This window comes from Cohnella sp. CFH 77786 (genome assembly GCF_019400745.1).
In the GTDB taxonomy this organism is placed as follows: Bacteria; Bacillota; Bacilli; order Paenibacillales; family Paenibacillaceae; genus Cohnella.
The window spans coordinates 102,009-115,756 of sequence record NZ_WJIB01000016.1 but is presented as its reverse complement, the minus strand read 5'-3'; the positions used below and the strand labels follow the sequence as shown (position 1 = coordinate 115,756).

Below are 13,748 nucleotides of genomic sequence, written 5' to 3'. Positions count from 1 at the left end.
CTGAATAAGCCTATGGTCCCTAAAGTTCCAGCCTCTGGAAACCGAATATAAAGGTACTAGACTGTTCAGCGGAGGAATCGTCGTGAAGCGTTTTCGTTTGATCACTTTTATTTTATTGGCCGCCATGCTGCTGCAAGTTGCGGCTGTTTCCGGCATGAAGACGGTGTGGGCCGCTGTGGGCGGACCGGTTGTCGTTTCTACTTATCCAGGCAATAATGACACGGCAGTGCCGGCGAACGGGACTCTTTCCGTTACCTTCGACGAGAATATTTCAAGAACCACGAACAGCGGAGCGGCCGTCTCCATTTTCCGCGTTGATAATAATGCTCTGGTCGAGTCGTTCCCAGCTAATAGCAGCCCCAGATTATCGATAAACGGGAACAAGTTGACGATCCAGCCTTCTAGCAATCTCGTGGTTGGATTGAGTTATTATGTGTTAATCGATAATGGAGCGTTTAACTCTGCCAATGGCGTGTTTGCAGGAATTACGAATGCAACCGCGTGGACCTTCACAACGGTTGGAGTTGACAGCGCAGCGCCTACGCTAGTCTCTACATTACCGGTTATGGGCTCTTCAGGCGTGTCTACAACAGGAGAACTGAACCTGACATTCAGTGAACCAGTGTGGGCAGCGGCAGGGTATATCCATATCTTCAATAAAGACAAGTCCAACGAAGAACAAACCATTTCCGTCTTGTCTTCGTCCGTAACCGGATCGGGAACTTCGGCCGTGTCTGTCAAATTGCCATCCAGGCTAATATCCAACACAAACTATTACGTAACGATCGATAATGGCGCTTTCGTTGACATCGTGGGTAATAAGTACGCCGGTATTGGCAATGATTCGTCATGGGGTTTCAAAACTCAAGCTTCAGGGATCGCGCAGCCCTCGTTCAGCCCGGCCAGCGGTTCGATCAACGTTGCCTATACAAATCCGATTCTGACGATGCAATTTGCGACTCCGATCAACAAAGGGACAGGGAAAATCTACATCAAACGTTTGTCCGATAACGTAACGGTTCAATCGATTGACGTCGCCGCGGCTTGTGGCAGTATCTTGTGCGTAGATGTAACCGGGAGTAACGCGACTCTGAAATTGTCTTCCCTTGCTTTGAATACGACCTACTACGTTCTCATTGACGCTGGGGTTTTTAAGTCTGGACCGGAAGAATATGACGGCATTCGTGACGTGTCCACCTGGAGTTTTACGACGAGCGGTGCGAGTAAACCCGCGGTTTCTTCCTTCTCTCCGGGCAACGGCGGCGTGCAGGCGTCGGTAAACGGTAATTTGCAAATCAAATTCAATCAGATCGTGTTTCCGGACAGCGGTTCAATTACAATCCGCAATGCCGATGGAAGCTTGTTTTGCACGATTCCGGTCACTTCATCGAATGTAACGGGTGGCGGAACGGACACCATAACCATTTCACCATGCACTTCATTTATCAACAATAACTCGTATTACGTGCAAATTAATAGTACGGCTTTTCGTAATGCGGCGAATGAATACTATGCAGGGATTTCGAGCCCGGGAATCTGGCAATTCAGGGTTACGAAGGATATGTCGCTTCTGGACATCGTTTCTACAAATCCGGTCAGCGGGTCAACGGGAATTCGTACGACGGGGCTTATACTTAGTGCGGAATTCAACAAACCGGTCTTGGTCGATTCATCTGAAGTAGCCATGTTGTATTTGTCGGCTAGCACTACCGATCCGGGAATTCCGCTGAATATGGCGATCGATTCTACGAATGCAAAGAAAGTTCTGTTGACGCCGACAGCGACGCTCAAACCCAGCACCAAATATTCGGTTTGGCTCCCGCCTGATGCGATCACGGATTCTGTCGGCAATTCATTTCAAGGCATTCTTAATGATTACCGCTGGACTTTCACGACCCTAGCCAGCAACAATAATGCGCCTGTGTACGCATCCGGCGTCTTAAATGGCAGCTCGATCGTTCTCAATTACGATCAAGAGCTTGATGGCAATTTCGTGCCTCTTCCGGCGACTTACTATGTGACAGTTAATGGAGTCGCCAGAGCTGTTACAGCTGTAAGCGTATCAGGCAATCAGGTGACGCTCACGCTCGCATCCGCGGTATCCAGCGGACAGGCGGTTAAAGTGTCTTATACCAGCGGAGCCCTTCGCAATCTGGCAGGCAAACTCGCCGCAGATCTCTCGGGCAAAGATATTGCACTTGCTTCGGATACAACGCTGCCGCGGCCTGTAAGCGGCTCTGCTTCCGGAACTGTCGTCACCGTGAATTTCAACAAGACATTAGCCGCTTTATCCAATTCCTCCGTGGCTTCGGCGCAGTTTATTGTGAAGAGAAGCGGTACCGCCATGTATCCGACAACGGTATCGGTGGGCGGGTCATCGGTTACACTGAACCTTCCAGTATCGGTGGCGAGTACGGAGAGCGTAACTGTCTCGTATACGCCTGGCGGATCTCCGCTTCAAGATACCGTTGGAAACAATGTGGCTGCGTTCGCGGATTATAACGTTGGGAATTCCTCAGACACGACGTCTCCGCTGCTTTCCGCAGCCTATGTGTCCGGGAATAAAATCAGTTTGGTTTATAACGAATTACTTAGAACCAGCCCGTTGCCTCTGACATCCAGCTTCGCAATATGGAGTGGAACCTCGTCGTTATCGGTCGTTTCGACATCCGTATCCGGGAATATCGTGGAACTGACGCTTTCTCAGATCGTCTCTTCCGGTTCTCCTATAACGTTGACGTACATTCCCGGTTCGTCTCCGATCGCGGATGTGCAAGGCAATTTGGCCCCGGCGATCAATGCCTACTCCATTACGAATGCCAATTCGAGTTCGGGCCAACTGCAATCCGCATCGGTACAAGGCAGCATGCTTACGTTGACGTTCAATGCAACGTTGAATGCTTCTTCGATTCCGGCTGCTGCGCAATTTTATGTCAAGGTAAACGGAAGTTATGCAGCCATAACGGGAGTATCCGTCTCCGGATCGCAGGTGTTCTTGACGCTGGCATCCACGCCGGGATCGGGGCAAGGGATCACGGTGACTTATTTCGCGACAGGTACGGCGCTAAAGGATGTTAACGGGCAATCCATCTCTGCGTTCAGTGATTACCCTGTCGGTACAGGTTCATCCTGGAGCGGCCCATTGCCGGGTTATCTGGAGACAGACGGCAATAATGCACTCAAACTGAACAGTCAGGGTTATACGAAAGTGCTTGGTCAAAGTATTGGTGGCAAGACCGTAAACCGGTATCTGGTGGATGGAGAAAAGCTGATTGCCAGTTATTCATTTATGAAAACGTACGGCTCCCAACCGGGTTTTACGGAGATTTCGATCGTGGTGCCTTCTACAGAACAAGCCGCTGTCGTCATGGTGCCGGTCACGGCTTTCCTGGATGCGCAGAACCGGATTTCCAACGCCACCTTCAGGATTGATTACGGCAATATGAAATTCATATATCCCTTGTCTGCCGTCAAACTATCGCAAGAAATAGGGCAGATGGGCGCGAGTGCGTCGAGCGCCTTCTTGCAATTCAATATGGAGAAATTGACGACTTCTTCGCCGCTCTCGTCGGCAATTATGAGCCGTAATCTAGCCATGTTGTCCACGCCGGCCGATTTCTCGATCATGTTGGTCAGCGGCAGTCAGACCAAGGAGTTGAAAGACTACGACCTATATGTGAAGCGTGCTTTCGTCATTCCTAGCAATCTGTCGCAAAATCCCGAACAGATGTCGGTTGTCCGGTATGACGAGCAAATGAAGGACATCGCGTACGTTCCGACAGAGGTCGTATCGACTACCGCGGGAGCGACGGTTTATTTTAAACGCAAAGGCAGCAGTGGTTACACCGTCGTGCGTCAATCTCCCACCTCATACAATGACACGGCGACCCACTGGGCCAAGGATGATATTGCGTTGTTAGCCTCTAAATTTATCATTGATGGTTCGACGACAGGGGCGTTCTCTCCCGAGGCGAAAATTACGAGAGCAGACTTTGCCAAATTCATCGTCAGGGGATTGGGGATTACCGGGGATAGCTCCGCCGCTGCGAGATTCGGAGATGTTAAGGTTAGCGACTCCAATGCACCCTATATCGGCGCAGCAAGCAAAGCGGGGATTGTCTCCGGAGGAACGGACGGCAATTTCCGGCCGTATGCTACCATTACAAGGGAAGATATGGCTGCAATGATGCAACGGGCCATGAGTTACGCAGGGACTCAGGGGTCCGGGGCCACAACGTCATTGTCACGTTTCGCTGACCGAGGGAGAATAAGCGCGTATGCCTCAACGGCAATCGCGATGTGTGTCGATGCGGGTATTATCAGCGGGATGACAGAAAACCAATTCAGTCCGAAAGAAAATGCAACTCGTGCCCAAGCAGCGTCGATGATCAAACGTTTCTTGGAGTACGTGGAGTTTTTGCCTTGATGAATCGTCAGATGCTGACGGAGTATGCTTTGCGATTGCCCGGCGTCACTTTGCGATATCCTTTCGATCCGCAATTGCCTGTCCTATTCGTGGGCAGCAAAATGTTCGCCCTGCTGGGGTGGACCGGCGATCGGGAAAGCGTGAACCTGAAGGCCGATCCGGAGGAGGCATGGTTGCTTCGGCAGCAATATCCTCGCTCCGTGTTGCCGGGCTACCATATGAACAAGAAGCATTGGAACACCGTGGTTCTTGACGGTACCGTGCCGGACGGGGAAATTCTGGTGATGCTCGAGCAATCCTATCGGCTGGTGAAGGCGAAGCTGACTCGGAAGGAGCGCGAGGAGATCGCGGGTGGGTAAATCGTTAGGGGATCCCTTGAGTGGGGTCCTTTTTTGTTGCCGTCCGCCATGGGCGATTTAGTAGACATGGTAGGTCATTTCGTCGGCTTCGAAGGGGATACGAGTGAAATCGTGGATGTGGTACGCTATTTCGTTGGGTAGAAGGAGATCTCGACGTTATAGTGGATGTGGTGCGCTAGTTCGTCGGTTCGATGCGGATACGGCGATTTAGTGGACGAATACGCGATTTCGAGCAACAACGAATCTCTAGCCTAGCTTTATCCGTCCGAGATTCCAAACGGAATCTCGGATTTTTTATTAATATTTTCTTATCAATCACAATCTTCTATCGGCTGTAACTTTTTCGTTTTCCAGTAGTCTATTAATCTAGGAATCTTCTGCGAGTGCCTGTTCACTTAAGGCGGCTCGCTCCTAAATTCATATGACTTACAGGAGAATGAAATGCGCCATATTATGAAACCTGCCAAGCGCCGCGTGACTTCGAACACCGCCGCGCCCATTGCTGCAACGTCCCAGCCTTCCCGGAGCAAAATCGCTCCCAAGATCGTCCTTCCCCTCGTCGCGGGAATGCTCGTGTTCTCCGTGCCGATGCAAGCGCCGGCCTACCTGATCCCCGCGGCCCATGCCGCCGAATCCGCCGCCGTGACCTACCAGCTCGTCAAAACCTCCGAGTCCATGGTGACCTCGGGCGTGAAGCAGCTCACCTACAACTGGGTACCCTCCAAATCTACATACAATACCGAAGTCATGCACGTCGTGCAAATCGACCTGAACAACCCATACGTCTCCCTGAACGTCATGGGCGGCAAGAACGGCAGCATCACGCAGCGCCAGTCCGTCACCGCCATGGCGAAGGAAACGAAAGCCGTCGCGGGCATCAACGCCGACATCTTCAACACGACGGGCGACGGCGCGCCGATCGGGGCAGAGGTCTCCAACGGGCAACTGCTCGTAAGCACGTCTCAGATTAACGGTCTCTATGCGTTCGCCATCACGAGCGACCGCAAACCTCTGATCGACAATTTTACCTTCGAAGGCACGGTAACCGCTTCGGACACGGCCGCAACGTTCCCGCTGGCCGGCGTCAACAAATCGCTGTATTGGGCGGACCCGAACAAGACGAACAGCCACGTCGACGCCTTATACATCTACACGAGCGCATGGACGGCTCCGGAACGGCCGGCCGGCACCGGCACGAAGCCGACCGAGGCGCTTGTCGTGGACGGCGTCGTCCAGGAAATCGCCATCGACAAAGAAATCACCACCCCCGTGCCTCCCAATGGCTACGTCCTGAGGGGCCATGGCAAAGCCGCCAAGTTCATCACGGACAACCTGATCGTGGGCAGCCACGTCGCCTCAAACTACCAACTGAAATCTCTCACGACGCAACAGACGTATGATCCCGCCTCCTTCCAGATGCTGGTAGGCGGTCATACGATTCTGCTGGACCAAGGCCAAGCAGCCGCCTTCTCGCGGGATATCTCCGGCGTAAGCGGATCGGCCGACCGCGCCCGTACGGCGGTAGGTTACTCCCAGGACGGGAGCACCGTCTATCTGGTTACCGTCGAAGAGAACGGAGGGCGTGACGGCGTCGACCTGAAGGAACTGCAGCAGATGCTCCTCAAGCTCGGCGCCTGGAAAGCGGTCAACCTCGACGGCGGCGGCTCGACCACCATGGTGACCCGCCCGCTGGGCGACACGAACGTAACGCTGGCGCACCCCACTTTCTACGGCACGACCCAGCGTCTTGTCGCCAACGGGATCGGCGTCTACACGAACGCGCCTCAAGGCGAGCTCCAAGGCATCGTCGCCAGCGGCGCCAATACGTTGTTCATTGGGCAGGAGACCTCCTACGCGCTGAAGGGCTACGATACCTACTACAACCCGGTCGACCCGTCCGGCATGCAGCCGGTATGGAGCATCAGCGCCCCTGTCGGCACGTTCAAGGACGGAACGCTGACCGCGAACAAACCCGGCAAAGCGACGGTCACGGTCAAAGCCGGCAACGCCTCGGATACGCTGAACGTGGAAGTCGTCGGCCAGGACCAGATCGAGCGCCTCGTCGTGAATCCGAACACGACCGTGCTACGGCCGGGAGCTGTCATTTCGGTGCCGGTCAAAGCCCGCTTGAAGGACGGACGAGAGCTGTCCGTGCCGGCCTCCTCGGTCAATTGGGAGTTCAAAGGCTTCAAGGCGACAGCCGATGCGGGCAAGCTGACCGTCGAAAGCGTGGAAGAAGGCGTGCAGGCCGGATTCGCCATCGCGCGGTATGACGGCTTCGGTACGGCGGCGATCCTGGGACCCGGCAGCGAGAAATCGCTCGAGACGTTCGAGAAACCGAGCTACGCGATCACCTTCAGCGGGTTGCCGGCGGAAACGGCGGGCACCGTCGAAATGCTGACCGACGTCCCCGGCAAGGAGGGATCCCAGGTGCTGGGCCTGACCTACGATTTCACGAACGGCACCGGCAGCCGGTTCGCCTACGCGAACCTGAACGCGGCGGGCGGAGGCGTCCCGGTCGGGGGAACGCCCAGCGCAATGACGCTTGATATGCTGGGCGATTCCAGCATGAACTATGCCCGGGCAGAGTTCATTGACAGCGACGGCAAGAAGGTTCTCGTCGACATCGCCAAGAAGATCGACTGGTCGGGCTGGAAGACGATCCGCGTCGACCTGGCGGCCGCCGGCCTCAAAGGCCCGGCCAAGCTGACCAAGCTCTACGTCGTCAACCTGGAACAGGATCAGGATGAGAGAGCGTTGGAAGGCGAAGTCGCCTTCGACAACCTTGCGCTGCAATATCCGCCGAAGCCGTTCGCCGCGGTGAAGCCGACGATCGTGATGAAGGTGGGCAAATCGACCGCCGCCATCGACGGCAAATCTACCAAACTGCCCGCCGCTCCTTTTCTGCTGAACGACGTGAACTATTTGCCGCTCCGGTTCGTGAGCGAAACGCTGGGCGCCGAAATCGCTTGGGACAACAAGGCCAAGCGGGTGACCGTGCTCCGCGGGGATTCGATGCTGGAGCTTTGGGTTGGACGCAGCGAAGTGACGGTGAACGGCGTACGCCAGCCCGTACTCGCCGCGCCGATCCTGAAGAACAACAGCGTCTACGTGCCGGTCCGCGTCGTGACCGAACAATTGGGGCAGAAGGTCGAATGGGACGGCAAGACCAAGACGATTACAATTCGCTAATCTTACATCGAAAGTCCTATCGCCACCTCGACGAATATTAGAAATATGATATGATGGATACAGGCTGTCAGGGGAGTCGTGAACGTGGATTATCGTGTGGACCAAATCGACAAAGTGATCCAAAACGCCATTTCCGTGATGGAAGACAGCAAGGTTCAGGTGTTCGAAATCGCCGAGTCGGCCCGCAGGGAGCTCCTTAACCTTCATAAGGAGCTGGAGAAGGTTCTGGCGGAGACGACCGAGGCGATCGACAAAGTGGACCGGCTGGAGCGGGAATACCGGCAAGCTCGGATCCGCCTCACGGAAGTGAGCCGCGATTTCGTCCGATACACCGAGATGGACATCAAATCCGCGTACGAGAAGGCGACCCAGATTCAGCTGGATCTCATGGTTTACCGGGAGAAGGAAGGTTACTTGCGGGCCAGGCGCAACGAGCTTCAGAGCCGGGTCAAGTCCGTCGAGATGTCCATCGAGCGGGCGGAGACGATCGGCCTGCAGATGAACGTCGTCCTGGATTACCTCTCCGGCGATTTGAACCAGATCACCCGGATTCTCGAGTCCGCGAAGAACCGCCAGCTCATTGGCTTGAAGATCATTCTGGCCCAGGAAGACGAACGCAAGCGGATCGCCAGGGAAATTCACGACGGTCCCGCCCAATCGCTCGCCAACCTGGTGCTGCGGACGGAAATCGCGGAACGGATGCTCGACACGAACGACCTGGAGCTGATCCGAAGCGAGCTGATCGACTTGAGGACGCAGGTCCGCCAAGGGCTCGGGGAAATCCGCAAAATCATCTTCAATCTCAGGCCGATGACCTTGGACGACTTGGGACTCGTGCCGACGCTTCGCAAATTCGTGCAGGATTTCGAGGAGAAAACGAAGATCCGCGCCGTCTTCGAAACGGCGGGCAAGGAGAAGCGGCTGTCGTCCGCCATGGAAGCGGCCATGTACCGCCTTGTGCAGGAAGCGTTCAACAATGCCCTGAAGCATGCCGAACCGAGTTTCGTATCGCTCGATATGACATTCCTGGAAGATACCATAGAGCTGACCATCGGGGATAACGGAAAAGGATTTTCCGTGCAGCAGGCGGAGGAACGGGCGAGGAGCCACGCGCATTTCGGCCTCGTCGGGATGCGGGAACGCGTGGAGCTGCTGCAAGGCAAAATCGAGTTCGAATCGAGCGTGGGACAAGGCACCAAAATCAGAATACAAGTTCCCATAAACGCGGAGCCAGGAAAGGAGTTAGGCGCACATGGAAAGTAAGACGGCGGTTCGCAAGATCAAGGTGCTCCTCGCCGACGATCATCAGCTGTTCCGGGAAGGGCTGAAGCGGATCCTGAACATGGAGACGGATCTCGAGGTGATCGGGGAATGCGGCGACGGCATCCAGGTGCTGGAGTTCTGCAACCGGTTCAAGCCTGACGTCGTGCTGCTCGACATCAATATGCCGATCGAGAACGGGGTCATCGCCACCGAGCGTCTCCGGGACATTTTCCCGGATATCAAAGTCATCATCCTCTCCATTCACGATGATGAGAGCTACGTTTTCGAAACGTTGCGCAAGGGAGCATCGGGTTACCTGCTCAAGGACATGGAAGCGGAATCGCTCATCAACGCGATCCGGACCGTCGCGGAGGGACATGCCTACATCCACCCCAAGGTGACGGGCAAGCTCATCAACCAGCTTCGCCGCATGACGTATTTGGACGAGATCGGGGCGACTTCCGGAGCGGCAGCGAGCCGCGAGACGGTGACGAAGTTCGTTCCGAAGGGCAACAATCCGCTCACCCGCAGGGAAGCGGAAGTCCTGAAGCTCATGGCTGAGGGCAAGAGCAACAAGACGATCGGCGAAAACCTGTTTATCAGCGAGAAAACGGTCAAAAACCACGTCAGCAGCATCCTTCAGAAGATGGAAGTGGACGACCGCACGCAAGCCGTGATCAACTCCATCAAGTACGGCTGGGTGACACTCTAATCTGCAGCATACATAGTGACAACATCTTCATGACGATCGAAACCAGACGGTTCCTCTCCGCGCCCGAGCGGTTAGGGGCCGTTTTTGTTTTACCTGATAGGATTAATAAGTATTCGGGGTGTGTGCGAAGGTTCTTAGGATATGCCGATTCGAAAAATGATGCTTACACGTTTTGCAATGCCTTATTTCGCATCCAAGTCGCGATCCGGTAGAAACAGAATAACGCTGTTAGGCAGCGTTACTGCTTTCGCATCTGCCTGAACGCAGAAGAAAAGCGTTGGCGGGTAGCGTTATTTATCGGCGTACCGGCTGTACGTTAACCGCATAAAGGAAGTATTTAGAAGGGACCGCGAGACGCGGTTTTTTTGACCTGATTTATAAGTTTTCGGTGAGAGTGGTACCGGGGAAGCGAGAGGGAAGCCGTTTACAGTATTGGCGCTCTCGTTCATACTCTGTTCATCTTGCGAAGCGGATCGTTGAATCGTACGCATTCGGCTTTCGCGCAGTCAACGCGATTATAGGGAAAACTGCCCTCTATTTTTGCGTATGGGCCAAACGTGAGCGATTAGAAGGAAAACCTCCCTCTAATTCCGGCTATATCCCCTCAATTGACGTTTATCACCGATATTAATGGGAGGTTTTCCCTGTAAATAGCCATAATTTGCGAAAGGATCGGAATTAGTGGGAGGTTTTCCATCTAAAACTGACCGGCGGGGCGAATCCGGCATACCGTTTCGAGAAACTGCCATATCCGCACGGGATCCCAACAAAAGTCTACTTTATTTTCATAATAACTACGTGATTTTATACATGTAATAAGTAATCGAGAAGACCATCCATCCGATAACCGCGCGTATACCGTCATCAATTCGAAGTATTTGTAAAGGGAATATAAAGAATCTATTAACTTTGATAAACCTCCTTGTTGGCGACACATGAGAAAAATATAATGTAATGGTACATTTTTCATATGGTTTCGACATCATATGATCGATTTCGCAGGAATAATGGACTAGTCACAGAGGAGGAAATCAATTGTCATTGCACCAATCAGCCAAGAAATGGATCAGCCTTATCGTTGTACTGGCTTTATCCCTGTCGATCCTGTCTACGGCATGGGCATCGTCTTCGCCAGCCGCTGCCGACGATCTGAAGGGGCATTGGGCGGAGACGCAAATGCGCGACTGGATCAACAAGGGCTTGCTCAAGGGAGATAACGGTTCGTATTATCCCAACCGTCCGATCACCCGCGCGGAACTCATCACATTGATCAATAACGCTCTTAAGCTCACGGAGAAAACAGAGATTCAATTTCAGGATCTTAAATCGACCCATTGGGCTTATGCGCAAGTAGCCATAGCCGTCAAAGCGGGATATGCAGGCGGCTATTCCGATCATACGATTCGCCCGGACCAAGCCATTACGAGAGAAGAATCGGCCGTGATGGTTGCGAAAGCTCTCCAATTGGCGGCTGGAAGCAGCGATCAATTGGCTCCATTTAAAGACCTCGCATCCGTCGCCGAGTGGAGTAAACCGGCTGTTGCCGCTCTCGTGAGTCATTCCATCATCCGGGGCGACACAAACGGCAACTTGGCTCCGAAAGCCAAGCTGACCAGAGCCGAAGCGGTAACGATGCTGAATCAGGCTACTACCGTTGTCGGTACGGCTACGGTTTACAGCAAAGCAGGCGTATATGGCCCGGAAACGGGTACGGAGACCCTACATGGAGACGTGGTCGTCAGTTCCCCCGACGTCACTTTGCGCAATCTTGTCATCGAAGGAAATCTGACTTTAACGGAAGGTGTCGGAGAAGGGGAAGCGTATTTCAAAAAAGTAACGGTAAAAGGGACAACCAAAATTCAGGGCGGCGGTCAGAATTCCGTCCATTTCGAGGATTCCGTACTCGTAAGGATTATCGTCGATAAAAGAACCGGTACCGTCAGGGTAGTGGCGTTCGGGGATTCCTCGATCGATACCGTTGTCGTGAACACGCCGGTGAAGCTTGAAGAAGCGGGGATCACCGACAGCGGGTTCAAAAACGTTGAATTGTCCAGCGGATTGCCGTCTGGCTCCCAGGTTCAATTGCAGGGCCAGTTCGAAAATGTGGCGGTGTTGTCTTCCGACATCAAGGTCAGCATTCCGAGCGGTTCCGTGAAACAGTTCAATGTAGGGACGGGTGCCGCAGATACGGAGATCGACCTTGGCGGGAATGCTTCCATCGCGAGACTGGTATTGGACGCGGTCGCCAAGCTGCTGGGTCCAGGCACCATTGATAGAGCAACTGTCAACGGCGGTGCGCAGGGGTCGACTTTCGAGACTCGTCCGAAAACCGTTGACGGTCCTGGTAAGGAGCCTGCAATAGAACCGGTTCGCAGCACTCCGAACAGCAATCCGGACAGCGGCAATCCTGGCGGTGGCAGCAATAATAATCAGACGTGCACGGGAACGGCCGAAGCGTGCAGGGACGCTCATCTTGCAGGCTTGTCTTTCAATATGTCCACCCTGAACCAGCTTGACGCGAACTACTATACGACCGGACAAACCGGCTTCGCCCCGGACGTGTTCGCTTACAGCGCGATAACCCCCGGCGATCTGCAAGCTCCGGAGCAAGCATCGGTATCCGTTACGAAATCGGTATACTCCAAGGTATATTTCGTTATCATGGGTAACAACGGGGAATTTATCAGATCTGACAATATGGTCTCCGATCAGGCATTTATCGATCTCACGGTGAAACCGGGAGAAGACAAAATCGTTTACATTAACGTACGGAGCGGGGACGGGCTTTCGACCAAGGAATACCGCATCTATATCCAGCATCCGCGAACGCTGCAGGAAGCGGTGAAAATCGGCAGTACGACGACCTACAGCGTGCAAAATGGAACGACGGTGACATCAAGCGTGTATCATCTGGAAATCGGTACGATCGCAGGTGATCGAATTCGTAGTTCGGATAAGGTAACCGTTACCCAATCGGGGAATCAGACCGTCGTCAATTTTACCGGAGGATATAGCCAGCTGCCGGGCGGATTTTTGGCAGAGAGCGGGACCTTGCATATTAAAATCACGAGAAACGGACAAGATTTGGCGGAGGGAGATTATCCGTACGATCTCTCCGATGTCCCGACGCTAACGCCTGATCTCGGCGTTAACGTTCGCGCTCTGACGAAACAAGAGTTGAAAGACGCATTTCGGAATAGCCCGGGTTCTCCGGAACCTTACAGCTACGCATATCGCGTATACTTGGATGTGAATAAGCTGCAAAGCATTCTGCCTGCTGCCCAGTATTTTGCTTTAAAAACGGAGTTCATGGGCGGTCAACTATCTTCCTTGCCCGGCGGGTTGTCCAGAGAAGGGTGGAAAGTGAAATTGAGCCCGAACGGTTATCCGGGTTATGTGATGACAAACGCAACTTCCATTAATTCGTCTCGCGGCATCGATCAGCCCGTCATGTCCTGGTTTTTCACGACAACCGACAAACAAGTCAATGACGCGTTCGTTCGTGTAGCATTCTATAATGCCAACATGGAAGTGATCGGGCAAACCGTACTCGTGTTACAGTTTGACGACAGTCATGTAGCGGACGGATACATCCCGCAACACAACTGGGTTCCAGCCCAACCATAATCGTATCATGACTCCCGGCAGCTTGTCGGGAGTCTTTCATATGCGTCATACAATAATTTCAGCAAGATTTAACAATGTTTAAAGAAGTCTAAAAGTTTTACAAAAGAATGTTTGAACTTCTTGTTGGAACTTCCAGGTAAAAATATAATGATCGGGAATCGTCCTATCG

The 13,748-nt window shown here is 53.5% G+C and carries 6 protein-coding genes; all 6 read left to right on the top strand.

Annotated features, from left to right (window positions below; all coding sequences use genetic code 11):
* Positions 1 to 82 precede the first annotated feature (82 nt).
* The 6 genes from GE107_RS20990 to GE107_RS20965 all read left to right on the top strand — a co-directional run bounded on the left by GE107_RS20990 (position 83) and on the right by GE107_RS20965 (position 13,579).
* Positions 83 to 4,426, top strand: a complete 4,344-nt coding sequence (locus GE107_RS20990; protein WP_219642442.1) for an Ig-like domain-containing protein — start codon at positions 83 to 85, stop codon at positions 4,424 to 4,426.
* Positions 4,426 to 4,785 (top strand): MmcQ/YjbR family DNA-binding protein, encoded by a 360-nt coding sequence (locus tag GE107_RS20985; RefSeq protein WP_219642513.1) that lies wholly within the window; start codon positions 4,426 to 4,428, stop codon positions 4,783 to 4,785. Before GE107_RS20990 ends, GE107_RS20985 begins: the two co-directional genes overlap by 1 nt.
* Positions 4,786 to 5,226: 441 nt before the next feature.
* On the top strand, positions 5,227 to 7,977 hold the full coding sequence (locus tag GE107_RS20980) for a stalk domain-containing protein (protein ID WP_255570710.1): 2,751 nt from the start codon (positions 5,227 to 5,229) through the stop codon (positions 7,975 to 7,977).
* Positions 7,978 to 8,061: 84 nt separating this feature from the next.
* Positions 8,062 to 9,240 (top strand): sensor histidine kinase, encoded by a 1,179-nt coding sequence (locus tag GE107_RS20975; protein ID WP_219642439.1) that lies wholly within the window; start codon positions 8,062 to 8,064, stop codon positions 9,238 to 9,240.
* Positions 9,230 to 9,952, top strand: coding sequence for a response regulator (locus tag GE107_RS20970; RefSeq protein ID WP_219642435.1), 723 nt, complete (start codon positions 9,230 to 9,232; stop codon positions 9,950 to 9,952). The genes GE107_RS20975 and GE107_RS20970 overlap by 11 nt, the downstream gene beginning before the upstream one ends.
* A gap of 1,035 nt (positions 9,953 to 10,987) precedes the next feature.
* The gene (locus tag GE107_RS20965) at positions 10,988 to 13,579 is read left to right on the top strand and encodes an S-layer homology domain-containing protein (protein ID WP_219642432.1); all 2,592 of its coding nucleotides are present in this window, start codon (positions 10,988 to 10,990) and stop codon (positions 13,577 to 13,579) included.
* The last annotated feature ends 169 nt before the right edge of the window (positions 13,580 to 13,748 follow it).